The organism is Nonomuraea sp. NPDC049655, assembly GCF_044465465.1.
Classification (GTDB): domain Bacteria; phylum Actinomycetota; class Actinomycetes; order Streptosporangiales; family Streptosporangiaceae; genus Nonomuraea.
On record NZ_JBITLS010000003.1, the window covers coordinates 396,821 to 422,943 of the forward strand.

Sequence of the window (26,123 nt, forward strand, 5' to 3'; positions counted from 1 at the left end):
GGCCCAGGCCCTATCGCGACGGCTTGTCACGCAACAGCGGGTGCGACCGCATCGCCACCTCCAGCTCCCCGGGCAGCTCGTCACGGTAACGCCCCAGCGTCGACAGGTCGCTGTGCCCCAGCACCCGCCGCACCGCGTCCATGTCGACCGCGTCGGCCAGCAGATGCGTGGCCGTGGTGTGCCGCAACCCGTGCGGCGTCACCGAACGCCGCTGATCGGGATCGACGTGCCGCTGCACCCGGTCGATCACCGCCTGCACGTCGCCCCGCGCCAGCCGCCGCCCCCGCCACGACAGCAGCAGCGCCTTGCCGTCGTCGGCGCAGGCCACCTGGCTGCGACCCCGCGCCAGGTAGGCCTGCAACACCTCGGCCACGTCGTCGGGCAGCGGCACGTCACGCGTACGGCCGCCCTTGCCGAAGATCCGCCAGTAGCGCACCCCGTCGTTGGTGTAGAAGTCCTCCACGTTGGCGCGCACCAGCTCCGACACCCGCGGCCCCACCGTCGACAGCAGCAGCACGATCACCGCGTCACGCAACTGCGTGCGCTGGTCGCGGCGCTTGCCCTCCTGCTCGGGCGCCTCCCGCAACTGCCGCGCCGCGCCGATCAGCCCTTGGGCCTGCTCCCGCGTCAGCGCCCGCCGCTCCGGACGCAGCCCGCCTCGCTGCTTGGCCGTCACCGTCGCCGCCGTCATCGGGTTGATCTGCACCCACCCGGCCAGGGTGGCGTGCTTGAACAACGCCGAGATCGACCGCCGGAACCGGGCCTGCGAGGACGGCGACTGCCCCGCCCCCGACCCGCCCGCCTGCCGCGCGTCGGGCTTGCGCGCGAACGCCAGCAAGATCGCATCGACGTCCTCGCCGGTCAGGTCGTCGAGCACCACGTCGGCGCCGGCCAGCGCCACCAGCGTGGCCACGTCACGCGCGTAGACCTCGGCCGTGGCCGGGGACAGCGCGCCCGTCGACGTCTTGGCCACCACCAGCTCCACGTAGCGGTCAGCCGCCTGTCCCACCGTCAACCTGTCGAGCTCCGCGGGCCGCACCGGCTCCCCTCCTCACATCTCGGCGACGCACCGAACGCACCCACCCGCGGACGACGCCGCGCGCAGGGATGCAGCTTGCAGAGGAGACGGTAGCGGCCGCCACCGACGAAAATCAGATGTCGCGGAAGGTCTCGATGCGCGCGCCCAACGCGTTCAGCCGCTCGGCCAGGTCCTCGTAGCCGCGGTTGATCACGTACACGTTGCGCAGCACCGACGTGCCCTCGGCCGCCATCATGGCCAGCAGCACCACCACCGCCGGGCGCAGCGCCGGCGGGCACATCATCTCGGCGCTGCGCCACCGCGTGGGCCCCTCCACCAGCACCCGGTGCGGGTCCAGCAGCTTGACCGAGGCGCCCAGCCGGGTCAGCTCGGTCAGGTAGATGGCCCGGTTGTCGTAGACCCAGTCGTGGATCAGCGTCGAGCCCTGCGCCGCGGCCGCGATCGCGGCGAAGAACGGCACGTTGTCGATGTTCAGCCCCGGGAACGGCATCGGGTGGATCTTGTCGATGGGGGAGACCAGCTTGGAGGGCCGCACCGTCAGGTCCACCAGCCGGGTACGCCCGTTGGCCGCCCAGTACTCGCCCGTGCGGTCGCAGTCGAGCCCCATCTCCTCCAACACCGCCAGCTCGATCTCCAGGAACTCCACCGGCACCCGGCAGATCGTCAGCTCCGAACTGGTCACCACCGCGGCCGCCAGCAGGCTCATCGCCTCGACCGGGTCCTCGGAGGGGGAGTAGTCGACGTCGCGTTCGATGGAGGCCAGCCCGTGCACCGTCAGCGTCGTGGTGCCGATGCCCTCCACCCGCACGCCGAGCTGCTCCAGGAAGAAGCACAGGTCCTGCACCATGTAGTTGGAGGAGGCGTTGCGGATCACCGTCACCCCCGGATGCCGGGCCGCGGCCAGCAGCGCGTTCTCCGTCACGGTGTCGCCGCGCTCGGTCAGCACGATCGGCCGCGCCGGCGCGGCGCCGCCGTCCACCTTGGCGTGGTAGAAGCCGCCCGTCGCGGTGATGTCCAGCCCGAAGTGCTTCAGCGCCGACATGTGCGGCTGGACGGTACGCGTGCCCAGGTCGCAGCCGCCCGCGTACGGGATCTGGAATTCCCCCGTACGGTGCATCAACGGCCCCAGGAACATGATCACGCTGCGGGTACGGCGGGCCGCCTCGGTGTCCATCGCCTCCAGCTCCAGCCGGGCCGGCGGCACGATCTCCAGGTCACTGCCCTCGTTGATCCACCGCGCCCGCACCCCGATCGAGGCCAGCACCTCCAGGATCCGGTAGACCTCCTCGATCCGCGCCACCTTGCGCAAGATCGTGCGGCCGTTGTTCAGCAGCGACGCACACAACAACGCCACACAGGCGTTCTTGGACGTCTTGACGTCGATGCTGCCCGACAGCCGGCGCCCGCCCACCACCCGCAGATGCATCGGACCGGCATACCCCAGGGACACGATCTCGCTGTCGAGCGCCTCCCCGATCCGGGCGATCATCTCAAGACTGATGTTCTGGTTGCCGCGCTCGATCCGGTTGACCGCGCTCTGACTCGTCGCCAGCGCATCGGCCAGCTGAAGCTGCGTCCAACCGCGATGCTGACGCGCATCCCGGATGAGCCGACCGATCCGCACAAGGTAATCATCTGCCACAACACACGACCATATCTCACATATGAGATGCCGCCGCGACCCCGGGGCCCGACGCGCCGGACAGCTCCCGATGACCCGCCAGATGCGGGGGAGTGGCCTGCGCCCGCGCCTTGCCCACGAACGCCCGGCGCGCCTCCCGGAACCCGTTGCGGTCGTCGAACATGTCCCGGCTCATCTCCGCCAGCTCCTCGGCCCGGTAGGCGTCCAGCGGCTTGCGCCGCTCGTCGGCCTCCCGCGCCTGCCGCCGCGCCGCCAGCAACGCCTCGTAGGAGGAGTCCTGGGCCAGCCGGTGCGCGAAGTCCACCACCCGCCGCTCGAACTCCTGCCGCGACCCGCCCGCCACCCGATCGGCCAGCCCCAGCTCCACCGCCTCGGCGGCCCCCACCGGCAACGCCCGCCCGGTCAGCTCCGCCGCCGCCTGCGCCCCCACCCGCCGCGGCAGCACGTACGTCCAGAACTCACTGCCGAACAACCCCATCGTCCGGTAATGCGGATTGAGCACCACCGGCTCCCGCACGATCACCCGGTCGGCGCCCAGCCCCATCATCACCCCGCCCGCCCCCGCGTTCCCCGCGATCGACGTCACCACCAGCTGCGACGTGCACGCCACGATCTCCCGGCACACCGCGTTGATCGCGTTGATGTTCATCCACGCCTCCAGCTCCGGATGACGCGCCGCCTCGATCACGTTCAGGTGGATGCCGTTGGAGAACACCTCGCCGCCGCGCACCACCAGCACCCGCGTGTCCTGCGCCGCCGCGTACCGCAACGCCGCCGCCAGCCGCCGGCACTGGTCGGTGGACATCGCGCCGTTGTAGAAGTCGAAGCTCACCACCCCGACCTCCTCGCCGCGCTCGTAGGTGATCTCGCTGTAGCCGGCCCGCTCACCCACACCCGCCAGCCGCTCACCCAGCACCATCGTCGCCGGCAGCTTCACGCCACTCACCTGCGAGCCCGCCTGCGAGCCCGCCTCCGTGCCCGCCTCTGCGCCCGCCTCCAGACGCAGGTGGCCCACCCACACGGTCCCCTGACCGGTGTGCACCAGCACCGCACCCTCACGCCGGGCCGCCACCGCCCCCGGCGCCCCGGCCAGATCGGGACCCCGGTGCACGTCGAACACCCGCACCGGCAACTCGCACAACCGGGCCCGGCCACCCGGCGCCCCATCAGCCGCCCGCACCAGCCGCACGATCTCCTCGGCCGGCTGCTCCCAGGAGAACTCCCGGTCGGCGTGCCGCATCGGCCGCCGCAGCCGCCCCGTCACCTCGGGGGAGCGGTAGTCCAGCGGCGCCGGCGCGAACAACGGATCGGCCGCCTTGCCCGCGACCTCGGCCACCAGCTCCACCGCCGCGTCGGCCACCGGCCCGTTGTACAGCGCCGACTTGCGCGGCGGCTCCGAGGGCATCGGGAACGTCCGCCACCCCCAGATGGGGCCGGCGTCCATCTCCTCCACCGCCTGCAGCGCCGTCACCCCCCACTCGCGCTCGCCTTCGGCGATCGCCCAGTCCAGCGAGGACGGCCCCCGGTCCCCGGGCGGCCCCGGATGGATGATCACTGTACGGTGCCCGCGCCACAACGCCTCCGGCACCCGCTCCTTCAGGAACGGGCAGATGACCAGGTCCGGCTTGACCAGCTCGGCCGCCTCCACCATGACCCGCTCGGAGATCGCCAGCTCGACGCTCACATCATGGCCGGCCCGCCGCAGCTCCAGCCAGGCACGCTGGGTCAGGCCGTTGAACGAGGAACACAGGAGCAGGATGCGCAACGCGGAACTTCCTTCTCAAGACGTCAAGGGCAGCGGGCAGGGGAGAGGCGTCAACCGATCGCGAGCGGACGAACACCACCAGTACCGGCATTAACGGCAGTCCCATAAGGCCCAGGCATCTCTAGATGTTGACACGAATCTTCCACCGATGCTGACAAATCACCACAGACAGCCAGGCTGAGCAGCCAAATTGCCCTGATATGCCCGGAAAAATCCTGGCGGGGGAGACACCTCAACCCCGACCAGGAACCCCACCCGAAACCCACCGCAAGGGACAACCCACCCCACAATGGATCACATGGACACCCGCGCCGCCGCCCAGCACTTCGCCGACACCTGGCAACACGGCTGGACCCACCACGACACCACCGCCATCATCGCCCTCTACAGCGACGACGCCACCCACACCAGCATGCCCTTCCGCCCACCCCACCACGGAAAAGACGCCATCGCCGACTACATCCGGCAATCCTTCACCGGCGAAAGCGACCCCCACGTCACCTTCACCACCCCCATCGTCGACGGCGACCAGGCCGCCATCGAATACCGGGTCCACGCCCTCGACAACGGCCACCCCATCACCCTCGCGGGCTGCGTCTTCGCCCGCTTCAACCCCGACGGCCTGGCCGTACAGACCCGCGACTACTGGCACACCACCCCAGGCCACCGATAAGCAGAGAAATCAGCGCCGCCCCATCGGCACCGGCGCCACCACCCCCGGCACCGGCAACGGACGCGCCACCTGCCGCGTCTCCTCAACCTCCGCCACCTCCGCACGCCGCTCGGCGTGCCCACCCCCGCAATACCCGTTCGTCAGGATCAACCGCCCCCGCAGCGGGGTGTACGCCTCCCTGTCGGAAGCAGGCAGAACCCCCTGACACACCGGACATAAAACCGACTGGTTCCCCACGTGCTGCTCCTCTCGCTGAGCGAATAGCAGGAGCTCTACCCTAAAACCCCCGAACATGACAAAGACAGTGAATCAACACGCCGTCAAAGCCCCCGTCAGCCCCCAGGAGAGCCCCACAACACCACCCCACCACCCCACAAAACCCCAGATCACACCCCCATCCCCAATTCACCCGCCAAGATCACAATGAAGGCGGAAACACCCAAAAAAACTTCCCACCAACCCCACAAGCAACACCAGGGAACCACCGATGACGAGCCACCCCTATCCACCCCAGTCCTGGCTCACGCCACACGCCCACGCCACCCCCTCACCCATCCACGGCACCGGCCTGTTCGCCCGCGAACACATCCACGAAGGCGAAATCGTCATGCGGCTGGGCGGCCACCTGATCGACAACCACACCCTGGCCACCCTCACCCCGCCCTACAGCAGCCTCACCGTCGAGGAAAACCTCCACCTGCTCCTCGACCCGGACCACCCGGCGCGCTACGGCAACCACTCCTGCGAACCCAACCTCTGGCACACCGACGCCACCACCCTGACCGCCCGCACACCCATCACCCCCGGCCAAGAGCTCACCATCGACTACGCCACCCACAGCGGCCTCGCCACCTGGTCCATGACCTGCCACTGCGCCACACCCAGCTGCCGGGAAACCGTCACCGGCGACGACTGGCGACTGCCGCACCTCCAACTCACCTACGGCACCCACTGGAGCCCACCCCTGCTCAACCGCACCAACCAGGAACAACCGCGCACCTAGCCCACGCCTCCGTGCCCGTGGGCTACCTCCGCCCATGGCCAAGTTCCTCGCCGTCCTCAACGGCGCCGCCGACAACGCCGACAAGAAGGACTTCACCGACGCCAAGACCGCATACGCGATCGTGGAGGCCGACACCCACGAAGACGCGGCACAGCTCTTCAGCGACCACCCTCACATCGCCCTGATGCCCGGCAACTCGATCGAAGTCCTCGAGTGCCCACCCATCCCGTCCTGACAAACGCCCAACCGCCACGCGCGGGCCCCACCACCCCAGCACCCCTCACGGGATGAACAAAGACCCACTCACCCCCACCGGCTCCCACAGGCCGAGCGTCCGCAGCAGATTCCTCGCCAACGCCCGATGCCCGTACTCATTGGGATGACACCCGGACCCCATCCAATGCTCGCCACCGTCCCAGGCCGCATGATGATCCACCAACACATCCGCCTCCAGCGAGCGCACCACCTCGGCATAAGCCGGCAGATCAGCCCAGCCGGACGCCGGCGCCCGATTGGGCGTCTGAAGCACCACCTTCGCCCCCGCCTCCCGCACCCGGGAAACCACCGCGGCATAGTCACGGGCAAAAGCCGCAAGACCCGCCGGCCCCGCCACACAGTCGTTCAGCCCGAACATCAGCACCACCACATCAGGCCGATGACGCAACACCGCGTTCTCCACATCGAGCTGACAGACCTTCTGACCACTCACCCCGGTGTTGATCACCACATCGGACGGCCGGTTCAGCTCGAACCGCACCCGCTCGGCGAACAACTGCGTGTAGTCACGCCACCCGAACGTGTGCAACGCCCCCTGAGTCACGCTGTCACCCGTGAACAACCACACCGTGCTCATCCCGATCACCACACCCCAGACGACGACAATGCCGCACGAAAGGCTAGACGATCACCGCCCCCACCACCCTGCACGGGGGAGTAGCGCCACGAACCAACGCTGGACAACCATCGGAAGGCAGCGCCGCCGACACAGCCGCCCATCGGTCTCGTCCGCAAAGGGGAGGCCGAACCGCGCCGCCAAGCCTCAGGCGCCGGAAGCGGGTCGCCCATCCGCCCCGTACGCGCAGACCGCCGGCGGGGAGCACGACAGCGATCGCACCCGAGTTCGACCACACAGCTGCCGTACGCAGCCGACCCACCCACCGCGACGGCACACCCACCCGCGACCGGAAGCGCGGAGGAGGCTCTCGATCAGGTCTACTTGACATAATGTTCATTATCGAGCAACCAGCCAACGCCACGACGCAGCAAAAACACCCCGCATGAACAGTCACCCGCCGGGCAGATTTCCACCATGCCCAGCCTGACGTCCAGCCAGTTCCTCGCCGCCCCGCCGGCTCTGGCCGCCTCGACGGCCGGCCTCGTCGCACTCACCGCCGTCATCGTCGCCGCCGCCATCTGGCTGATCATTCTGGCCGTACGGTTCACCAAAAGCCCCCGCAATCGCCCCAACCCCAGCGTCGACCTGGTGGACCAGGCCCGGGAGCTCAAGGCCCTCGGCCAGATCCAGGAAGCCGTCTTCCTGGTACGCGGCGAGACCGGCATGAGCCAGCGTGCCGCCTCCCGCTTCGTGAACCGCCTCTAGCCGGACAGACTGCTCATACCGTACAGAACGTGGATTCTGTGTGGTTTGGGTAATTCGTCCGCAAAAGGGCTGGTCGGGAGGCTCTGGAGATCCCCGTGATTACGCACGGCGGTCGGACGGCTGCTCTATGCTGTCGGGGTGCGGGTGTGTGAACAGGGGGCGTGAAACCCCTCCGGCCTCGGCGGGGCCGCCTTGGTCCAGGGGGGTCGGCGGTCCCGGCGTACGTCACCGGCCGCACGGTCCACGGTCCACTCCCCCCTTCCGACACCGGGCATGTGAGAGCCCGGGAATGGCGGCTTTGTCGTGAATACCCCGGACCCCCTCGGGCGTGCGTCCCTCCCCCATTTGCTCTATGTCGATCACCAGTTGCGCATCACATGCTGCCCCATGCCGGGTCCGTCGATCATCCGGTTGGTGGGTGAGGTGGACGCGACGAATCAGGTGGCGCTGGCCGAGACGTTGGGCCGGGCGCGGCGGATCGACGAGTCGCTGGTGGTGGATGTGAGCGGGCTGGATTTTCTGGGGGTGGAGGGGGCGCGGTTGCTGGTGGTGTCGTGCCGGGCGGGGCGTACGCAGTTGGTGGGGACGCCGCCGCATGTGTTGCGGTTGTTGCGGGCGATGGGGTGGACGGGTGGTCAGGGGGCGTAGGGGTGGGTGGCGGTGACGGCGGTGACGGGGAGGGGGCCGTAGAGGTGGGGGTAGCCGTTCTCGGTGCGGATGTCGAGGCCGGTGGGGTCGATGTCGAGGATGAGGAGGGGTTGGGTGACGGCGGTGTAGTAGGTGTCGTGGACGGTGCGGAGTTGGGTGTGGTCGTGGCTGAGGTGGATGAAGCCGATGTCGTCGAGGGTGTGGCCGAGGGTGGAGATGCGGTACTCCCCTGCTTGCTGGGCGTGTTGCCAGTCGGTTTGCAGGGCGAGGTGGTGGAGGACGGTCATGGGGTCCATTCGGTTTCGAGGATGGCGTAGATGGTTTCGCTGGTCCATTCGCCTTTGACGATTTCATTGTCGAGGAGGGTGGCTTCGTGGCGCATGCCGAGTTTTTCCAGGACGCGGGCTGAGGGTTTGTTGCGGGCGTCGAGGCGGCCGGTGATGCGGTGGAGGCCGAGTTGGGTGAAGCCGAGGTGGATGAGGGGGCGGGTGGCTTCGGGGGCGTAGCCGTGGCCGTGGTGGTCGGGGTGCAGGACGTAGCCGATTTCGCCTTGGCGGTGTTGTGTGCTGGTCCAGATGAGCAGGGCGTTGCCGATGAGTTGGCCGGTGGTGCGCAGGGTGATGGCGAGGTCGAGGGCGTCGCCTTCGTCGTGGAGGGTGTGGCGGGTGATTTTTTTGTCGAGGGAGGTGCGGGTGGTTTGGCGGTCGCGGGGTTCCCAGTAGAGGTAGCGGGCGACGTCGGGGCGGGATTCGTAGGCGTGGAGGGCGTCGAGGTCGTCGGGGGTGAAGGGGCGTAGGTGGAGGCGGGGGGTGGTGAGGGGGTATTCGGGTGTGAGCACGGGGGCAGTGTAGGGAGGGGGTGGGGGGTGTTCAATGCGTTTTTGGTGGGGTTCAGTGGTTGCCGGCGAGGTTGAGGACGATGACGCCGCCGATGATGAGGAGGATGCCGCTGATCTTGAGGGGGGTGAGAGTTTCGCCCATGAGGGTGGCGCCGATGAGGGCGATGGCGGCGGTGCCGGCGCCGGACCAGATGGCGTAGGCGGTGCCCATGTCGAGTTGGAGTTTGAGGGCGCGGGCGAGCAGGACGAAGGAGGTGATGTAGCCGGTGGCGACGGCGATGGTCCAGCCGATGTGGGTGAGGCCGTTGCTGAGTTTGAGTGCGGTGGTGGCGAGGACTTCGGAGGCGATGGCGAGGGCGAGCAGGATCCAGGCCATGGGGGGTTCCTTCGGGGTGTGGGTGTTGCGGGTTCCGCTTGAAAAGGTAGTCGAATGCGTGTTCCACTGGTTGGGTGGGTTGGGATGCGCTGGCGCTTGTCGAGGCGGTCGATGAGCGGCCGCTGATCGAGCGGCGCGCGGTGGTGCGTGACGGTTTTTATGAGACGCAGGCCCGTACGGTGATCGAGCGGGTGCCTGGGAGTGTGGGCATCGTCGAGCGGTGGGCGGTTTCGCCTTATCGGGGTTGTGCGCATGCGTGTCTGGGGTGTGGGGCGCGGGCGGGTCATCGCAAGCTGGGGTTGGATGCGGGGGCTGATTTCGATGCGCGGATCGTGGTCCGTGCGAATGTGGTGGAGCGGTTGCGGTCGGAGTTGGGGCGGTGGGAGGGCGAGCCGCTGGCGGTGGGGGTGGCGGGCGATGGTTATCAGCCTGCTGAGGAGAGGTATCGGTTGATGCCGGGGGTGGTGGCGGCGCTGGGGGCGGCGGGGGTGCCGTTCACGGTGTATACGCGCAGTGCGCTGGTGTTGCGGGATGCGGAGGTGCTGGCGCGGGCGGGTGCGCGGGTGGCGGTGTCGATCGCTTTCGTGGACGAGCGGATCAGGCGTGCGGTGGAGCCGGGTGCGGTGGGGGCGCAGGCGCGGTTGGAGTTGGTGTCGGCGCTGGTGGAGGCCGGGGTGGAGTGCCGGGTGTTGATGGCTCCGGTGTTGCCGTTGCTGAGTGATGCGGCTGATCAGTTGACGGCGACGGTGCGGCGGATCGCGGGTGCGGGGGCGGTGGCGGTGGAGCCGGTGGTGTTGCGGTTGCCGCCGGGGACGCGGCAGTGGTACTTGCGGTGGTTGGCTGGGGCGCATCCGCATCTGGTGGAGCGTTATGAGGAGCTCTACGATCGGGCGGGGTTCCCCTCCCCCGGCTATGAGCAGCGGATCACGGGGCAGATCGCGCAGTTGTGCCGGGTTTATGGGATGCGGTGCGGTGCGCCGGAGCCGGTGGGTCGGGGGCCGTCGGTGGCTCAGTTGTCGCTGGTGTGATCTGCGGGGTCAGGGGCGTTGGTGGAGGATCATGCCGGGCCACTCCCCTACGGTGAAGGGCTGGTCGCGGGTGAATCCGCAGCTTTCGTAGTAGGAGACGAGGCGTTCGTCGTCGCCGGCGTAGCAGTCGACGCGGAGGAGTCCGAGGCCGCGGTCGCGGGCTTCTTGCAGGGCCCATTGCAGGAGGTGTCGTCCGACGGATCGTCCTGCGTGGCGTTGGTCGATGACGAGGACCTGGACGTAGAGCTCGGGTTCGGTGGCGGGGGTGACGTAGGGCATGGCGTCGCCGACGACGATGCAGCCGGCTGGTTGGTCGTCGATCTCGGCGATGCGCATGCCGCCGCCGGCGAGCCAGTCGGCGGCTTGCTGGGTGCGGCGGGGGTCGCCGGTGAAGGGGCGGGTGCCCCATTGGCCGGTGCGGTTCTGGCTGACGAGCCATTGCACGGCGCTGTCGAACATGGTCAGGAGGACGGCGTCGTCGCCGGGGCGGCCTTCTCTGATCTTCACCGGTGACACTGTAAGGGGTGGTGGGTGGGTTGGGTGCTGACGGGGGCCGGGTTCGTGGTGTGGTTCCCGCTCCCCCGTCTGGGGGTCGTCTCTATGGGGCGTTCGTGGTTGCGGTTTTCGGGAGTGCGAGCATCACGAGTTGCGGTGATGAGGTAGAGCGCGGTGGAGGCGATCAGGACGATGCTGAGCGCGTGACTGTAGGCGGGCAGCGCCGGTGGTGTGGCGGCTGGTGGGGTGGCGGTGGCGGTGGTGAAGAAGATGGTGCCGAGGACGGCGATGCCGGCCGCGCCGCCGATCTGGTTGACGGTGGACAGGACCCCGCTCGCGGCGCCTGCGTTGCGTCCGGGGACGCCTGCCAGGACGACGTTGACGAGGATGGGGGCGGCGAGGCCGAGTCCGAGGCCGCCGGCGAGCAGCGCGAGCGCGAGGGGCCAGTAGCCGGGCTGGTTGCCGTCTTTGATGTTGCACGCCGCACCCGCCCACGCACGTCCCTTTCGACCGGCGTGACGTCCCGCACGGTGATCCTGTCGTCTTCGTGATGACGGCGCACGACCGTGGGGATGCCGCCGCTGAGTGGCCGTGTCGCGGTTCGGCTGTTCTGGCTCTGCCCGCTGCCACGGTCGCCCGGTTCGCTCCGGGCGGGTCGACGGTGGAGTACGTCTCCGAGGGCGCGTGCCGGCTCACGCTCGGCGCGTGGTCATGGCCGGGGCTGGCGGGGCTGCTGCTCACGTTCGACGCCGATCTCGCACACATCGAACCGGCCGAGCTCAGGCAGGCTTTGTGCTCGCTGGGCGCCCGGATCGGCAGGGGGCTCGACTCGGCGGCGCCGCCTCGGCCGTCCGGGAGCGCCATCCGCGCATGTGCCGTGCGCGAGGGTTGCGACATCGCTGATGGCGATTGGCCACGCGGCACTTGAGGTTTCCTCCACAGGGTGCTGCTGTGCGGAGGCGCCCACTGCGAGGAGGGCGGACGCTGGGAGTTGTTCGGCAAGTGGTTGATTCGGCGGAAGAAGGGGGCCCAGTTCGCTGGGGACGGCACATCTGTAGGCTCTTGATCGGCGAAGCGCGGATATCTGACGCCGCTGTGCTTCTCATCGCGAGTTCGTCTTGCTCGTGGATCAAGGAGTGCCGTCGTGGCGATCGGCAAGGCAGTGCATGTCGCAGCCGGGTTGTTCCTGACCGGAGTCGGTTCGCTGATGTTGCTGGCGTTCAGTAGCTTGGCCGTCGGCGTGCCCGTCGGGTTCCTGCTGGTTTGCGTGTTTCTTCTGGGCGCGGGACTGGTGGGCCTGTTCCGAAGTCAGTACAAGGGCTTCTTCGCTGGCTGGCTGTTGTGGGCTGCGACATTGACCACGTTCACGGGGGTCGTGCTCTTCTAGGCGTCTTCGGGGCGTCGGGAGTCGAGCGGGCAGCTACGCAGGTCTCCACGACCAGGTCGGATCCCGGGTCGTCTCGTCGATGACGCCGGTCGGCGTCGCACCGCCCTTGTCCCGGTAGCCGGCGCGCACGGCCTTCGACTCCGGGCCGTGGACGCCGTAGCCGCCGTCACGTCGTCTGACCGGGGTTCCCGCTTCACCCGCGCGTACAGCTCGTCCCCCGGGGCGCGAGGCGGAGCCCGGGGCGGGCCGTCGCGTCTGTGCCCGTACGTGCAGCCCCGGAGTTCACTCGCCCTGTCCGGGATCATCGTGCGCAAATATGCACGCCTCCCCCTATTTGCTGCTAAATATCTGAAACGATTGCTTTTTGTTTGTCTTTCGATACTCCTTACCTTCCGCAGAAAACATGTGCGCTTTATCGCTTCATCGAAGGGGTAGTTTCAAATTTGCAACCATTTAGGGGCGGCTATTGGCCCCTTTCGTTCGAATCTGGCATCTACAGGGGAAACACGTGGCTCTATACCAGAGCGGGCGCGCTTCGCACCCACTCGGCATCACACGCGTGCTGGCGTTTGCTCTAGCCGCTACGGCAACCAGCGCACTCACGGCTCTTTCAGTTCCAGCGCCAGCCTTTGCCGGCGTCCACACGACATCGGTCGCCGGCGTCCACGGCCTCGCGGATGCCAAGGTCGTGAAAGCAAAGAATCGCTCCTTCCCCGGCGGGATGGACGACGACAACGCTGTCGCGATCGACTCGGCCTTCCAAGGGGACCCCGAGGACGAGGAGAGGCCGCCGACCAAGTTCGTCGGGGTCGTTCGGGAGGACAAGGTACTGATCAGGGACCCGCGGACGACGCCACGATGGCACGACCTGTCCTCACGGCTGCCCAGGAACTTCGGCCGCCTGGTCGACATCACCCTGGCTGCGCCCGACGAGGGGACGACCGTGCATGTCACTGTCCTCAACGCGCACTCCCGCATAGCGCAGAGCACGTGCACCGTCTTCCCGCCTCCGGGCACCATGGCGACGCGGCCTTGGCCCGCCAACTGCAGCCCCTTCCTCGACATCACGCCGCCCCACTGAGTCGACAGGGTCTGATCCGCTGACGCCGCTTGCCGTGCCCTGAAACCTTCGGGGCACGGCACTCGCATTGATCTCGACCGTTTCGGCCCATGTCGGGCCACGTGAGCAACTGGCATGGGGGCGTACAGCAGCACGTTGGCCGCCGCACGCCGGTGGTGCGTCAGAGAGGTGAGGGTGCCCCCCCTCCGAACGTGCCGCGGTCCGGTCCGGGGCGAGTTGATCCCCTGCCGAAGTTCCCCGGGCGTGCCATCGCCATGGCGGTGCCGCAGAGCTGTCACTTCTGACCTGCGAGGACGTCGGCGATGAGATGGTGGTCGACCTCACCGAGGGCGGCCAGTTCCTCCACGATCGGCCCGCCGGGCGCGAATGCGGCCCGTGCGGCCTCTTCGGGAGACAGGGAATCTCGGCGCGGGTCCTCGTGATCACTGTCGTTCTCATACGAGTCACGTAATCGACACAAACCACACAAGCCCGGAGGCGCAGGGCTGCCGGGGGTGCACGCGGCTCCCCCGTCCTTGTCTGCCTGCTGCTCTACCCTTGCCTTCAAAACAGGCAACAGAGGGGTTTGCGTGAAGCCTGACGCCAACGGTTCGCTCGGTGTGTCCCTCGATGCGGTGCTTGAGCGCATCACCTTCGCCAGCGAGGAGACGGGGTACACGATCGCGCGGGTGGCCACCGAGCGGTCGGGGGCGGAGTTGCTGACCGTGGTGGGGCCGCTGCTGGGGGCGCAGGTCGGAGAGTCGTTGCGGTTGCGGGGGCGGTGGACGTCGCATCCGCGGTACGGCAGGCAGTTCGAGGTGTGGTCCTACACCACGGTGTTGCCGGCCACGGTTCAGGGCATCCGGCGTTATCTGGGGTCGGGGCTGATCAAGGGGATCGGTCCGAAGATGGCCGAGCGGATCGTCGATCATTTCGGTACGGGGACGCTGGAGGTGATCGAGCAGGAGCCGCAGCGGCTGGTGGAGGTTCCGGGGCTGGGTCCCAAGCGGACGAAGATGATCGCGGCGGCGTGGGAGGAGCAGAAGATCATCAAGGAGGTGATGATCTTTCTGCAGGGGGTCGGGGTGTCCACCTCGATCGCGGTGCGGATCTTCAAGCAGTACGGGGAGTCGTCGATCTCGGTGGTGCGCGGGCAGCCGTACCGGCTGGCCGATGAGGTGTGGGGCATCGGGTTCAAGACGGCCGACACGATCGCCCAGGCGGTGGGGATCCCCCATGACAGTCCCGAGCGGGTCAAGGCGGGGCTGCGGTACACGTTGTCGCAGGCGGCCGACGACGGCCACTGCTATCTGCCGGCGCCGAACCTGGTGGCCGACGCGGTCAAGATCCTCGACGTGCCGGCCGAGCTGGCCACGCGGTGCATGGAGGAGCTGGCGGCCGAGGAGGGGGTGGTGCGCGAGCAGGTGCCCGCCGGGGACAACAGCGTGCCGGCGGTGTATCTGCCGCCCTTCCACCGGGCCGAGCTGTCGCTGGCCGGCGGGTTGTTGTCGTTGCTGAACAGCGGCCATGACCGGCTGCGGTCCTTTGCCGACGTCGACTGGGAGCGGGCCGAGTCGTGGCTGGCGGCCCAGACGGGCGCCGAGCTGGCGCCGGAGCAGCGTCAGGCGGTACGGCTGGCGCTGACGTGCAAGGTGGCGGTGCTGACGGGCGGGCCGGGGTGCGGCAAGAGTTTCACCGTGCGGTCGATCGTGACGCTGGCCAGGGCCAAGCGGGCCAAGGTGATCCTGGCCGCGCCGACCGGGCGGGCGGCCAAGAGGTTGTCGGAGCTGACCGGGCACGAGGCCACCACGGTTCACCGGTTGTTGCAGCTGAGGCCGGGCGGGGAGGCCACCTTCGACCGTGACAACCCGCTGGACGCCGACCTGGTGGTGGTGGACGAGGCCTCGATGCTGGATCTGCTGCTGGCCAACAAGCTGCTCAAGGCGGTGGCGCCGGGCACGCATCTGCTGCTGGTGGGCGATGTGGACCAGCTTCCCTCGGTGGGGGCCGGGGAGGTGCTGAAGGATCTGCTGGCCGCGGTGGACGTGCCGCGGGTGCGCCTGACGCAGATCTTCCGTCAGGCGCAGGAGTCGGGGGTGGTGACCAACGCCCACCGGGTCAACACCGGGCACCATCCGGTGCTGGCCGGCATGTCGGACTTCTTTCTGTTCCCGTGCGAGGAGCCGGAGGAGATCGCGGCGATGACGGTGGACGTCGTCGCGCGGCGCATCCCGTCCAGGTTCGGGCTGGACGCCCGGCGTGAGGTGCAGGTGCTGGCGCCGATGCACCGCGGCGCGGCCGGGGCGGGGGCGCTGAACATGGCGTTGCAGGAGGCGCTGACGCCGGCCCGCGAGGGCATGCCCGAACGCCGGTACGGCGGGCGGGTGTTCCGGGTGGGCGACAAGGTCACCCAGTTGCGCAACAACTACGACAAGGGCGCGGCGGGGGTGTTCAACGGCACGGTGGGGATCGTCACCGGCATCCGTCCCGACGACCACAGCCTGACCGTGCGCACCGACGAGGACGAGGAGGTCGACTACGCCTTCGACGAGCTGGACGAGCTGGCCCACGCCTATGCCGTCTCCATCCACCGCAGTCAGGGCAGCGAGTATCCGGCGGTGGTGATCCCGCTGGCCACCAGCGCGTGGATGATGCTGCAGCGCAATCTGCTCTACACCGCGATCACGCGGGCCAAGAGGCTGGTGGTGATCGTGGGGTCGCGGCGGGCGCTGGCCCAGGCCGTACGGACCAAGGGCGCCGGACGGCGGCACACGAGCCTGACCCACCGCCTGGAGCGGCGCTGAACCCCTCACGGGCAAGAACGTTGATCGTCGCGTTGACGCAGGTTGACCTGGGGTTGACAGCAATTAGTGATGCAAATGTGACCGAACTCTCCTAAATGCTTCTGCGTCATACATGCAGGAGCATTAAAGTCTTTGGGGTGGGTTTGCCGCCCTGGGGGAGAGGACAGTCTTGAACGTTGCGCCCGCATGGACGAAGTCTGCCGCCGGCCTCGCGCTGCTGGCGGTCGCGGCCCTGACGGCATCCTGCTCGAGCGGGAACGCCGCTTCGCGCGGGCCGGAAGCGCCCGAGGCCACCACCGTGGCCACCCCGCAGGCGCCCACCGTCACCATCAGCCCCGCCGAGGGCAGCGCCAAGGTCAGCCCCGACAAGAAGGTCGTGGTCACCGCCGCCGGCGGCGCGCTGGAGGAGGTGACCGTCGACGGCGGCGGCCACACGGTCGAGGGCAGGTTCAACGCCGACAAGACCAAATGGGTCTCCCGGACGCCGCTGAAGCCCTCCACCAACTACAACGTCTCGGCCAAGGCCGGCGTCACCGCCGCCACCAGCACCTTCACCACGGTCAAGCCCGAGCGGGAGCTGCAGGTCGCCGACGTCACCCCCAACGCCAAGGGCGAGACGCTCGGCGTCGGCGCCCCGATCATCGTCACCTTCAACCAGCCCGTCACCGGCAAGGCGGCCGTCGAGCGCGCCCTGGAGGTGGAGGCCGAGAAGCCCGTCACCGGCGCCTGGCGGTGGATCAACGACACCACCGTCATCTACCGCACCGCCAAGTACTGGCCCGCCCACCAGAAGGTCACCTTCAACGCCCGCATCACCGGCGTCAAGGCCGGCAAGGGCCTGTACGGCGTGAAGGACTACTCCGCCAGCCTCAAGATCGGCGCCAAGGTCATCAGCAAGGTCAACACCAAGACCCACATGATGTACGTCTACAAGGACAACAAGCGCGTGCAGACCATGCGCATCAGCGCCGGCATGGCCACCACCCGCGAGTACACCACGACCTCCGGCGTGCACCTGACGATGGAACGCGGCAACCCGGTGCGCATGATCTCCCCCGGCCGCAAGAAGGGCGACCCCGGCTACTACGACGTGATGATCGACCACGCCGTGCGCATCTCCAACTCCGGCGAGTACGTCCACGCCAAGGACAACGTCTGGGCCCAGGGCGTGCGCAACGTCAGCCACGGCTGCATCAACTCCCGCCCCGACCAGGCCAAGTGGTTCTACGACAACTTCCAGCGCGGCGACGTCGTGGAGATCACCGGCACCAACCGCGAGCTGGAGTGGAACAACGGCTGGGGCTACTGGCAGCTGCCCTTCTCGCAGTGGAAGAAGGGCAGCGCCCTGCACGCCAAGTCCTGACCGCTCCCCCGCTCCCCCTCCCTTCTCCGGGCCGGCTTCCAGCCGCTCACCGCCGCCGGCAGGCGCGGCGGTGAGCGGCTTTTTCGACGGCCAGGACCGCTGCCGTGGACCGTCCTCGACGGCCCCTCGCCCTCGCCATCAGCGAAAACGCCTCGACGTGTACGAAGGGTTGCCATACGATTACCCACCGTGGGCATTCGTCAGGAACCCTCGAAGGAGTACACGTTGAAGAAGATCCTTCTCGTCCCCGCGATCACCGCCGGGTTCGTCCTCGCCTCGGCCGGCGCCGCGTACGCCTCCCAGTACGTCGCCTACGAAGGCCCCGGCTTCACCGGCCGCTCGGTCGTCCTGGACGCCTGCGGCGTGTCCAACATCCCCTACCACGGCTCCTACAAGTGGTACGGCGACGGCCAGAGCGGCCGCATGTACAACCAGCCCAACGCCTCCGGCGTGATGCACTTCGAACTGGCCTCCAACCGCAACGCCGAGCAGCGCACCCCCGTCGGCTGGAAGAGCATCTTCATCGTGTGCTGACCCGCCGCCCCTGACCGGCCGTCCCCCGGGCACAGGGGGCGGCCGGTTTCGGCATGCGCGCGTACGGACGGCCGTGCGAGGCACACTTGCCAGTACGACCATCAGCACGCGCGGGGGGCCAGATGGGCAAGAGCGCAGGCACCACCGCGAGCAGCAGCACGGCCACCGGCGCAAGCACCACCACCACCAGCGCCGCGGGCACCACCGCCGCGGGCACCACGGTCTTGGCGTTGATGTCGCTCCTGGTGATGGCGGTGTTGTCCGGCTGCGCGGTGCCCTCTCTGCCGGGCGCAGGCGAACGGTCGCCTTCGGCCGGCGGTCAGGTCTCCTCGCCGCCCTCCGCAGTGGCACCCCTTCCTCGATCGTCCCAGAAGGCGACTCCCCCGCGGACGCAAGGCCCGGCGCAGGACCGCGCGCTGGGCCGGATGCGGGGGCGGGGTGTGGCGAGCAGTGGATGCGCGGCCACGGCCCGCCGGCTCACCTCCGGTGCTCACCAGCTGACCACCGCCGGTCTGACCCGCCGCTACCTGCTGGCCGTGCCCGACGGGCCGGGCCCCCACCCCGTGCTGCTCAACCTGCACGGCCTCGGCTCCAACGCCGCCGAACAGGCCGCCTACAGCCGCCTGCCCCAGATCGGCCCAAGCCGCAGCTACATCGTCATCACCCCCCGATCGGCGCCCGGACGACTGGCCTGGACCCTGCCGCACACCGCCGGCCCCGACGACACCGCCTACCTGGCCGCCCTGCTGGACGAGGTCGAACGCCACCAGTGCGCCCACCCCGGACGCGAGTTCGCCGCCGGCCTGTCCTACGGCGCGGGCCTGGCCGCCTCGCTCGTCTGCGCCCTGGACGGACGCCTGAGCGGCGTGGCCGCCGTGGCCGGCATCCCCATCGCCCAGCCCTGCGCCCAGCCCGTCCCCACCACGATCGTCGCCTTCCACGGCACCGCCGACCGCCTGGTCCCCTACGACGGCGGCCACCCCGAGCCCGGCGGCCAATTGCGGCACCTGGCCGCGCTCGTCGTGCTGCCCCCGGTCGAGCAGACCATGGACGCCTGGGCCGCCGCCCAGCACTGCTCCTCCCCCGCCACCAGCCACCCCCTGCGCCGCGTCCGCCTGCGCCTGTGGACGTCCTGCGCGCGGGGAGCCACGCTGCGCCTGTACACGGTGGACGGCGGCGGCCACACCTGGCCCGGCCCCATCGAGGTGCCCGGCCTCGGCGACACCGCCCGCGACCTGGACGCCAGCCGCCTCATCCTCGACGCCTTCGACCGCGCCCCCACCCGCTGACCGGCCCCGGACGCGATCAGGGGGAGGCGGCGGACAGGAAAGCCGGCGCGTGCGTCTCCCGGTGCCGGGTCACGGGTTGTGGAAGCCGACTTCGGGGTTGTCCGGGGTGGGCCCGTCGAGCAGGGGCCGTCTGATGTTCCTCAGGTGCTGGTCGAAGAAGGCGGCGACGTAGGCGCGGGTGAGCGCCAGGCCGCGTTCGGCGGCGATGACGCCGGAAGCCGGCGGGCCGATCCTGCTCTGCGGGATGGCCAGGTCGGTGAAGCTGCCGTGCTGGGCCTGGGCGAGGGTGAGCCAGCGCTTCCAGCCGCGCAGGGTCCGCCAGGCGCTGTCCCAGGTGTCGTCCTTGCCGGGGCTGTGGTCGCTCTGGCTGCCCATCAGCAGGAACGGGCGATCACCCAGGCCGGTGGCGGGGAGGGTCGCGCTGATGGTGCCGTCGAGGTCGATCCCGGCCTTGACGCGCTTGTCGGTCGCCATGGTGGTGGAGGCGGCCTCGCCGCCGAGGGAGTGGCCGGCCATGCCGACGCGCCTGGAGTCGATCAGGTCGGCGCGTTTCCAGGCCGGGTGGCGGCCGGTCAGCCGGTCCAGGACGAAGGAGACGTCCTTGGCGCGGTTCCGGGCGATGGCGGCCTTGCCGCCTTCGGGGGGTTTGGGCTGGTCGCACAGGGGTGCGCAGGTGAGCAGGCCGACTCCGGGGAAGACGGTCCCCGACGATTCGTAGGCGTGGTCGAGCGAGGCGACGACGTAGCCGCGGCTGGCCAGGTCCTCGGCCAGGGAGGTGAGGCTGGCCCGCGGCAGGCCGAGGCCGGGCGAGAGCACCACCAGCGGGCGGCGGCCGCGCCTGGGAGGCGTGCCGGTGTGGGCGTAGGTGCGGATGCCGCTGACGATCTCGGCGGGCAGGTCGGAGCCGGGGGCCTTGCGCCGCAGCAGGGACGCGGCCTCCTCCACCGTCATGAAGGGCGCCGGGGCGCCGGTGGCCGAGCGAGCGGGGTAGTACATCGAGACCATCAGCCGGCGCGGGCCCGATCGCGGGACCCACGGGTCCTTACGGCTGGTGTCGACCAGGTACAGCACGTCGCGGCCGACCGGATCGGGGCCGGTGGGGCGCGGCAGTTCCAGCCGGGGAACGGCCGGGGACGCGGTGGCGGCCGGGCCGGCGGGGGTGGAGGGGCCGGAGGGAGTGGCCGAGGCGGTCGGCGTGGCGCAGGCCGTGACGGCCAGGGCCAGGCAGGCCGCCAGCGGCCGGAACAGCAGGGAGTTCATCGGATTCCTCTCAGGAGCGGTCAGACGTCGCGGCGGTGCACGAGGAGCACGGCCAGGACGGCGGCGGCCAGCGGCCAGGCCGCGAACACGGCCCAGGATCCGGCCACCGTGGGCAGGGCGGGATCGTCACGGAGCTGGGGCAGCCCCAGGCAGGTACGCCAGACGTAGAAGGGCACCAGGGCGTAGAGGTCGTTGAGCCACTGGTGGACGGTCGGCCGGAAGAACGTCGGCACGATGACCAGCACCGCGCAGACGGACACGACGGCGGCCGCGGTGTGCCGAACCAGCGCGCCGATCCCCATGCCGACCAGCCCTGACACCGGAGCCAGGAGCGCGTTGGCGGCCAGCACGCGCAGCACGCCGGGATCGCCGAGGGCGACGGCGACGCCGCGGCCGGACAGGATGGCCTGGCTGACGCCGAAGGTGGCGGCCGAGACGAGCACGCCGATGGCCAGCAGCACGCCGCCGACGACGGCGAGCTTGGCGGCCACGACGCGGTGACGGGCCGGGACGGCGGTCAGGGTGGTGCGGATGAGGCCGGTTGCGTACTCGCCGACGATCGTCAGCGCGCCCAGGCCGCCCGCCCCGATCATGAACATGGTGGCCGACAGCCCGCTGAACGCCTCGTTCAAGGGGCTGAACGTGGCCTTCTGCATCGGCGGGAAGCTCGGCCACTCACGGTAGGCGTTCAGGCTGCTCTGGGCGGCGAAGGCGACGATGGCCAGCGGGCCGAGGCCGAGCAGCCAGCGGGTGGAGCGCAACGACCACAGTTTGATCCACTCGGCGGCCAGCAGGTCACGCAAGCGGGCGGCCGTCATCGCCGGTCACCTGCCAGGGAGTCGGCATGGGAGTCGGCGCGGGAGTCGACGCGGGAGTCGACGCGGTGGTCGACGCGGTGGTCGACGCGGTCGGCGGTCAGCTCCATGAACGCCTGCTCCAGCGAGGCCCGGTGCGGAGCGAGTTCCCGCAGCACGATGCGCCGCTCGAAGGCGAGCTCGCCGATGCGGGCGGCGCTCAGCCCGGTGACGGTCAGCGCGCCGTCGTCGCTCTGCTGCGCGCGGGCGCCTGCCTGGGCCAGCACGGCGGCCAGTTCGGCGGGGTCGCCGCAGCGTACGGTCACCGACGAGCCGGTGCCGCGGGCGGCGAACTCGGCCACGCTCTCCTCGGCGATCAACTCGCCCCGGCCGATGACGACGAGCCGGTCGGCGGTGTGCTCCATCTCGCTCATCAGGTGGCTGGAGACCAGCACGGTGCGTCCTTCGGCGGCCAGGCGGCGGAACAGGCCGCGCACCCAGCGCACGCCCTCGGGGTCCAGGCCGTTGACCGGCTCGTCGAACAGCAGCACCGGCGGGTCGCCCAGCAAGGCGGCGGCGATGCCGAGCCGCTGGCGCATGCCCAGGGAGAAACCGCCCACCCGGCGGCGGGCCACGCCCTCCAGGCCCACCTCCCGCAGCACTTCGCCCACCCGGCGGCGCGGCAGGCCGTTGCCGCGGGCCAGCGCCGACAGGTGCGCCGCCGCGGTGCGCCCGCCGTGCACGTCACCGGCGTCCAGCAGCGCGCCGGCGTGCCGCAGGCCGGCGCGGTGACGGGCGAACGGGCGGCCGCCGATGGTGGCGGTGCCGCTGGTGGGCCTGTTCAGCCCGAGGATCATCCGCATCGTGGTGCTCTTGCCGGCGCCGTTCGGGCCGAGGAACCCGGTGACGCAGCCCGGCCGCACGGTGAAGGTCAGCGCGTTGACGGCCCTCACCGCGCCGTAACGCTTGGTCAGTTGGTTGACTTCGATCACCCGGCCAACGGTGTCGCAGGCCGGGCAGGCGGCACATCTGGCCGCAGGCCGGTTCGCCTGCCGGTGGGGTGGCCCGCGGGCATAGGCCGGCGGGCCGATGCCCGCGGCGGCGACCGGTGACTACGATCGGCCGGGTGCGCGAACCAACGCCCAGGCCACCCTTGACGCAGCGGCTGCCGCACGGCGTGCGGACGGCGCTGTCGTGGTGGCCTGCCTGCCGCTGCTGTACGTCGTGACGCTGACCGACGGCGAGAGCCCGCTGCCGGTGGGCGCGGCACACATCGGGTTCGCCGCCGCGATGGCGGTCCCGATGGTGTGGGCCCGGCGGCGGCCGTGCGCGGTGCTGGCGGTGCTGCTGGCCGAACTGGTCGTGGCCGTGGCCTCGGCGCAGCCCGCCGAGCGGATCTGGCCGCTGCTGCCGGCGGCCGACCTGCTGGTCTGCCTCATCACGGCCACCCGTACGCGCCGGAGGGGGCTGGTGGCGGCGGCCGCCACGCTGATCGTGCAGCAGGCGGTCTGGCACGGGACCCTGCTGGCCCAGGGGCTGCGCGCCGCCGCGCCGGGCTTCCTCGCGCTGTCGCTGCTGCTCGGCCTGGGCGTCGTGGTCGCCTGGACGGCGGGCACGACGCTCCGGCAACGACGCGAGTACGGGCAGGCGCTGCGTGCGCAGGCCGAGCTTCAGGCGGTCACGGCCGACCGGCTGCGCATCGCGCGAGAGCTGCACGACATGGTCGCCCACAGCATCGGCGTCATCGCCATCCAGGCCGGCGCGGGCGCCCGGGTGATCGACACCCGGCCGGACCAGGCGCGCCAGGCGCTCGGCGCGATCGAGGCCGCCGGCCGGCAGACCTTGCAAGGGCTGCGGCACATGCTCGGCGTGCTCCGCGAGCCCCCGGCCGCCGGAGAGCCGGAAACGTGGGCGAGGCCAGGGCCGGGGTCGGGGTCGGGGTCGGAAACGAGGGCGGGGTCGGGGTCGGGGTTGCCGGCGGGGCTGGCGGACCTCGACCGGCTCGCCGCGACGACCACGGCCGCCGGCCTCCACGTGGACGTGCGCCGCCGAGGCACGCCACGCGAGCTGCCCCCGGCCGTCGACCGGTGCGCCTTCCGCATCGTCCAGGAGTCGCTGACCAACGTCGTCCGCCACTCCGGCGCCCGCCACTGCCAGGTCGTCCTCGACTACGCGCCCGGCGAACTACGCCTCGACATCACCGACGACGGACCCGGCACCGCCTCAACCGGCGCGGGCTCAACCGGCGGCGGGTACGGGATCGCCGGCATGCGCGAGCGAGCCGTCCTGCTCGACGGCCGCCTCAGCGTCGGGCCGCGCCCGCAGGGCGGCTTCCGCGTCACCGCCGCCCTGCCGCTGCCGCGGCACGCCCCGGTGGGCGAGAGCGGCCGCAGCACGCACGTGGAGGCACGGTGACCGTCCGCGTCCTGCTCGCCGACGACCAGCCGCTGATCCGCGCCGGTCTGCGCATGGTCATCGACGGCACCGCCGACGTCGTCGTCGCCGGGGAGGCCGGGACGGGGGCCCAAGCCGTCCAGCTCACCCGGCAGCTGTGCCCCGACGTCGTCGTGATGGACATCCGCATGCCCGGCATGGACGGCATCGAGGCCACCCAGACCATCACCGCCGAATCCCCCGCCACCCGCGTGATCATGCTCACCACGTTCGACGACGACGCCAACGTCCACGCCGCGCTGCGGGCCGGAGCCAGCGGGTTCCTGGTCAAGGACATGGCGCTGGAGGACATCCTGTCCGCCGTCCACGTGGTCGCGGCCGGTGACGCGCTGATCGCGCCCAGCGTCACCCGCCGCCTCATCGCCGAGTTCGCCGGCCGCCCCGAACCCCGCCCGCTGCCGCGCGAGCCGCTGGGCGTCACCGCGCGCGAACGCGAGGTGCTGACCCTGGCCGGGCGCGGCCTGTCCAACGCCGAGATCGCCGCCCAGCTGCACATCAGCCCCGGCACCGCCAAGGCCCACATCGCCAGCCTGCTCACCAAACTCGGCGCCCGCGACCGGGTCCAGCTCGTCATCGCCGCCTACGACGCCGGCCTGGTCACCCCGCACCACGATCGATGACAGCCCGGCGGCCCGGCCGGCCGCGGCGAGGCGGCAGGTACGCACCTGGCGGCCACCCGACGCCGCTAGTGTTGTCGCCCATGAGTCAGGTGGGACAGGTGACGGCCCGCGCGCTGCTGCGCAGGCTGGCCGTCGAGCAGGCCGAGTGCAGGGTGCCGTCGCTGACGGCGGCGATCGTCCGCGACGGGCGGACGGTGTGGTTCGGCGGCCGCGGCCGCGTCGGCGACGGCCCGCCGACCCCGGCCACCCAGTACCGGCTGGGATCGATCACCAAGTCGATCGTGGCCGTGGCCGTCATGCGGCTGCGCGACGAGGGCAGGATCGCGCTGACCGACCCGCTGGAGCGTCACCTGCCCGGCACCGCCGCCGGGCAGGCCACCATCGCCCAGCTGCTGTCGCACACCTCCGGCCTGACCGCCGAACCGCCGACCGACTGGTGGGAGCGCACCCCCGGCCTGGAGCTGCCCGACCTGCTCAAGCGGGTGGGCCCCGACCAGGTCAGGCACCGGCCCGGCCGCCTCTACCACTACTCCAACGTCGGGTTCGCGCTGCTGGGCGAGCTGGTGGCCCGGCTGCGCGGCACCGACTGGCAGCAGGCCGTGCGGCAGGAGGTGCTGGCGCCGCTGGAGATGAGCGCCACCACCGCCCGCCCCCGCGCCCCGCACGCCACCGGCTATGCCGTCCACCCGTGGGCCGACACGGTGCTCACCGAGCCCGAGCACGACGCCGTGGCCATGGGGCCGGCCGGGCAGCTGTGGTCCACCCCGCACGACCTGGCCCGCTGGGCCGCCTTCGTCGGCGGCGACACCGGCGGCGTGCTGTCGCCCGACACCCTGGCCGAGATGCGCGAACCGGCCGGCGTCGCCGACGGCGACTCCTGGACCGCCGGCTACGGGCTCGGCCTGCAACTGGCCCGCGTCGGCGGGCGCCGCCTGGCCGGGCACACCGGGTCCATGCCCGGCTTCCTGGCCACCGTGTGGGCCGACCCGGCCGAACGCGTCGGCGTGCTGTTCATGGCCAACACCACCAGCGGCATGACCGGCTCCCTGCCCACCGACCTGCTCGACATCCTCGACGAGCACGAGCCGCGCCTGCCCGAGGAATGGCGGCCCGCCCCCGCCGACCCCGACCTGCTGGCGCTGACCGGGCTGTGGCACTGGGGGCCCAAGCCGTACGCGCTGCGGCTGCTGCCCGACCGCGGGCTGTCGCTGGCGCCCGTCGACGGCAGCGGGCGCGCCTCCCGGTTCGTGCCCCAGGACGACGGCACCTGGCTCGGGCTGGACGGCTACTACGCCGGCGAGAGGCTGCGCGTGGCCGCCGACCACCTCGACCTCAACACCTTCGTCTTCACCCGCGAGCCCTACGACCCGGCCGCGCCGGTGCCGGGCGGGGTGGCCGGCTGGCACGCCTGACCCGCCCAGCCGTCCCACCCGGACCGGGCCGGACGCCGA

The 26,123-nt window shown here is 70.6% G+C and carries 28 protein-coding genes; 17 read left to right on the forward strand and 11 right to left on the reverse strand.

Features of this window, described 5'->3' with window-relative positions:
- Positions 1-10: 10 nt before the first annotated feature.
- The 3 genes from ACIBQ6_RS11530 to ACIBQ6_RS11540 form a co-directional block, all read right to left on the reverse strand.
- Positions 11-1,039: a tyrosine-type recombinase/integrase gene (locus ACIBQ6_RS11530; protein WP_397211385.1), complete on the reverse strand. Its 1,029-nt coding sequence runs from the start codon at positions 1,037-1,039 to the stop codon at positions 11-13.
- 112 nt (positions 1,040-1,151) lie between these two features.
- Positions 1,152-2,681 carry a UDP-N-acetylglucosamine 1-carboxyvinyltransferase gene (locus ACIBQ6_RS11535; protein ID WP_352326032.1) on the reverse strand — a complete coding sequence of 510 codons (1,530 nt, stop codon included), beginning with the start codon at positions 2,679-2,681 and terminating at the stop codon, positions 1,152-1,154.
- Positions 2,682-2,697: 16 nt separating this feature from the next.
- The gene (locus ACIBQ6_RS11540; RefSeq protein ID WP_397211387.1) at positions 2,698-4,446 is read right to left on the reverse strand and encodes an enoyl-CoA hydratase-related protein; all 1,749 of its coding nucleotides are present in this window, start codon (positions 4,444-4,446) and stop codon (positions 2,698-2,700) included.
- A 298-nt stretch (positions 4,447-4,744) separates the two neighbouring features.
- Here ACIBQ6_RS11540 and ACIBQ6_RS11545 point away from each other — a divergent pair, with 298 nt between their 5' ends.
- The 3 genes from ACIBQ6_RS11545 to ACIBQ6_RS11555 all read left to right on the forward strand — a co-directional run bounded on the left by ACIBQ6_RS11545 (position 4,745) and on the right by ACIBQ6_RS11555 (position 6,357).
- On the forward strand, positions 4,745-5,119 hold the full coding sequence (locus tag ACIBQ6_RS11545; protein WP_352326029.1) for a nuclear transport factor 2 family protein: 375 nt from the start codon (positions 4,745-4,747) through the stop codon (positions 5,117-5,119).
- Between the two features lie 487 nt (positions 5,120-5,606).
- Positions 5,607-6,122 carry an SET domain-containing protein gene (locus tag ACIBQ6_RS11550; protein ID WP_397211389.1) on the forward strand — a complete coding sequence of 172 codons (516 nt, stop codon included), beginning with the start codon at positions 5,607-5,609 and terminating at the stop codon, positions 6,120-6,122.
- A gap of 34 nt (positions 6,123-6,156) precedes the next feature.
- Positions 6,157-6,357: a hypothetical protein gene (locus ACIBQ6_RS11555; RefSeq protein ID WP_397211391.1), complete on the forward strand. Its 201-nt coding sequence runs from the start codon at positions 6,157-6,159 to the stop codon at positions 6,355-6,357.
- Positions 6,358-6,402: 45 nt separating this feature from the next.
- On the opposite strand, the gene ACIBQ6_RS11560 is transcribed toward ACIBQ6_RS11555, so the two are convergent.
- A complete protein-coding gene (locus ACIBQ6_RS11560; RefSeq protein ID WP_397211393.1) occupies positions 6,403-6,975 on the reverse strand; it encodes an SGNH/GDSL hydrolase family protein in 573 nt (190 codons plus the stop codon).
- Between the two features lie 456 nt (positions 6,976-7,431).
- On the opposite strand from ACIBQ6_RS11560, the gene ACIBQ6_RS11565 reads away from it, so the two are divergent.
- Both ACIBQ6_RS11565 and ACIBQ6_RS11570 read left to right on the forward strand, forming a co-directional pair.
- Positions 7,432-7,722, forward strand: a complete 291-nt coding sequence (locus tag ACIBQ6_RS11565) for a hypothetical protein (protein ID WP_358286705.1) — start codon at positions 7,432-7,434, stop codon at positions 7,720-7,722.
- Between the two features lie 345 nt (positions 7,723-8,067).
- Entirely contained in the window at positions 8,068-8,370 is a 303-nt protein-coding gene (locus ACIBQ6_RS11570; protein WP_397211395.1) for an STAS domain-containing protein, read from the forward strand.
- Here ACIBQ6_RS11570 and ACIBQ6_RS11575 read toward each other — a convergent pair.
- Genes ACIBQ6_RS11575 through ACIBQ6_RS11585 form a run of 3 tightly spaced genes read right to left on the reverse strand, consistent with a single transcriptional unit; the run spans position 8,358 to position 9,584 of the window.
- Entirely contained in the window at positions 8,358-8,657 is a 300-nt protein-coding gene (locus tag ACIBQ6_RS11575) for a DUF952 domain-containing protein (RefSeq protein ID WP_358286707.1), read from the reverse strand. The genes ACIBQ6_RS11570 and ACIBQ6_RS11575 overlap by 13 nt on opposite strands.
- Entirely contained in the window at positions 8,654-9,208 is a 555-nt protein-coding gene (locus tag ACIBQ6_RS11580) for a GNAT family N-acetyltransferase (protein WP_397211397.1), read from the reverse strand. The genes ACIBQ6_RS11575 and ACIBQ6_RS11580 overlap by 4 nt, the downstream gene beginning before the upstream one ends.
- Positions 9,209-9,260: 52 nt before the next feature.
- A complete protein-coding gene (locus ACIBQ6_RS11585) occupies positions 9,261-9,584 on the reverse strand; it encodes a DMT family transporter (RefSeq protein ID WP_397211399.1) in 324 nt (107 codons plus the stop codon).
- Between the two features lie 74 nt (positions 9,585-9,658).
- On the opposite strand from ACIBQ6_RS11585, the gene ACIBQ6_RS11590 reads away from it, so the two are divergent.
- Positions 9,659-10,612, forward strand: coding sequence for a radical SAM protein (locus ACIBQ6_RS11590; RefSeq protein WP_397211401.1), 954 nt, complete (start codon positions 9,659-9,661; stop codon positions 10,610-10,612).
- A gap of 9 nt (positions 10,613-10,621) precedes the next feature.
- On the opposite strand, the gene ACIBQ6_RS11595 is transcribed toward ACIBQ6_RS11590, so the two are convergent.
- The gene (locus ACIBQ6_RS11595) at positions 10,622-11,119 is read right to left on the reverse strand and encodes a GNAT family N-acetyltransferase (protein ID WP_397211403.1); all 498 of its coding nucleotides are present in this window, start codon (positions 11,117-11,119) and stop codon (positions 10,622-10,624) included.
- Between the two features lie 191 nt (positions 11,120-11,310).
- Between ACIBQ6_RS11595 and ACIBQ6_RS11600 the strand changes: the two genes are divergently transcribed.
- The 8 genes from ACIBQ6_RS11600 (at position 11,311) to ACIBQ6_RS11635 (ending at position 19,544) form a co-directional block, all read left to right on the forward strand.
- A complete protein-coding gene (locus tag ACIBQ6_RS11600) occupies positions 11,311-11,658 on the forward strand; it encodes a hypothetical protein (protein ID WP_397211405.1) in 348 nt (115 codons plus the stop codon).
- Positions 11,658-12,035, forward strand: a complete 378-nt coding sequence (locus ACIBQ6_RS11605; RefSeq protein ID WP_397211407.1) for a hypothetical protein — start codon at positions 11,658-11,660, stop codon at positions 12,033-12,035. Before ACIBQ6_RS11600 ends, ACIBQ6_RS11605 begins: the two co-directional genes overlap by 1 nt.
- Before the next feature lie 216 nt (positions 12,036-12,251).
- Entirely contained in the window at positions 12,252-12,494 is a 243-nt protein-coding gene (locus ACIBQ6_RS11610; RefSeq protein ID WP_397211409.1) for a hypothetical protein, read from the forward strand.
- Positions 12,495-13,053: 559 nt separating this feature from the next.
- On the forward strand, positions 13,054-13,575 hold the full coding sequence (locus ACIBQ6_RS11615) for a hypothetical protein (protein WP_397211411.1): 522 nt from the start codon (positions 13,054-13,056) through the stop codon (positions 13,573-13,575).
- A 569-nt stretch (positions 13,576-14,144) separates the two neighbouring features.
- Complete coding sequence (locus ACIBQ6_RS11620; RefSeq protein WP_358286724.1) at positions 14,145-16,358, forward strand: ATP-dependent RecD-like DNA helicase; 2,214 nt, start codon at positions 14,145-14,147, stop codon at positions 16,356-16,358.
- Between the two features lie 169 nt (positions 16,359-16,527).
- Positions 16,528-17,721 carry an Ig-like domain-containing protein gene (locus ACIBQ6_RS11625; RefSeq protein WP_397211413.1) on the forward strand — a complete coding sequence of 398 codons (1,194 nt, stop codon included), beginning with the start codon at positions 16,528-16,530 and terminating at the stop codon, positions 17,719-17,721.
- A gap of 225 nt (positions 17,722-17,946) precedes the next feature.
- A complete protein-coding gene (locus ACIBQ6_RS11630; protein WP_352329610.1) occupies positions 17,947-18,255 on the forward strand; it encodes a MiAMP1 family antimicrobial peptide in 309 nt (102 codons plus the stop codon).
- Positions 18,256-18,377: 122 nt separating this feature from the next.
- Entirely contained in the window at positions 18,378-19,544 is a 1,167-nt protein-coding gene (locus ACIBQ6_RS11635; protein WP_397211415.1) for an alpha/beta hydrolase family esterase, read from the forward strand.
- A gap of 69 nt (positions 19,545-19,613) precedes the next feature.
- Here the strand turns inward: ACIBQ6_RS11635 and ACIBQ6_RS11640 are convergent, their stop codons facing one another.
- The 3 genes from ACIBQ6_RS11640 to ACIBQ6_RS11650 are packed head-to-tail and all read right to left on the reverse strand — an operon-like array spanning position 19,614 to position 22,590.
- Positions 19,614-20,804, reverse strand: a complete 1,191-nt coding sequence (locus ACIBQ6_RS11640; protein ID WP_397211417.1) for an alpha/beta hydrolase family protein — start codon at positions 20,802-20,804, stop codon at positions 19,614-19,616.
- 20 nt (positions 20,805-20,824) lie between these two features.
- Positions 20,825-21,622 carry a hypothetical protein gene (locus tag ACIBQ6_RS11645; protein WP_397211419.1) on the reverse strand — a complete coding sequence of 266 codons (798 nt, stop codon included), beginning with the start codon at positions 21,620-21,622 and terminating at the stop codon, positions 20,825-20,827.
- Positions 21,619-22,590, reverse strand: coding sequence for an ABC transporter ATP-binding protein (locus ACIBQ6_RS11650; protein WP_397211421.1), 972 nt, complete (start codon positions 22,588-22,590; stop codon positions 21,619-21,621). The genes ACIBQ6_RS11645 and ACIBQ6_RS11650 overlap by 4 nt, the downstream gene beginning before the upstream one ends.
- A gap of 202 nt (positions 22,591-22,792) precedes the next feature.
- On the opposite strand from ACIBQ6_RS11650, the gene ACIBQ6_RS11655 reads away from it, so the two are divergent.
- The 3 genes from ACIBQ6_RS11655 to ACIBQ6_RS11665 all read left to right on the forward strand — a co-directional run bounded on the left by ACIBQ6_RS11655 (position 22,793) and on the right by ACIBQ6_RS11665 (position 26,084).
- Entirely contained in the window at positions 22,793-24,013 is a 1,221-nt protein-coding gene (locus ACIBQ6_RS11655; protein ID WP_397211423.1) for a sensor histidine kinase, read from the forward strand.
- Positions 24,010-24,672 (forward strand): response regulator, encoded by a 663-nt coding sequence (locus ACIBQ6_RS11660; RefSeq protein WP_397211425.1) that lies wholly within the window; start codon positions 24,010-24,012, stop codon positions 24,670-24,672. Before ACIBQ6_RS11655 ends, ACIBQ6_RS11660 begins: the two co-directional genes overlap by 4 nt.
- 80 nt (positions 24,673-24,752) lie before the next feature.
- A complete protein-coding gene (locus ACIBQ6_RS11665; protein ID WP_397211427.1) occupies positions 24,753-26,084 on the forward strand; it encodes a serine hydrolase domain-containing protein in 1,332 nt (443 codons plus the stop codon).
- The last annotated feature ends 39 nt before the right edge of the window (positions 26,085-26,123 follow it).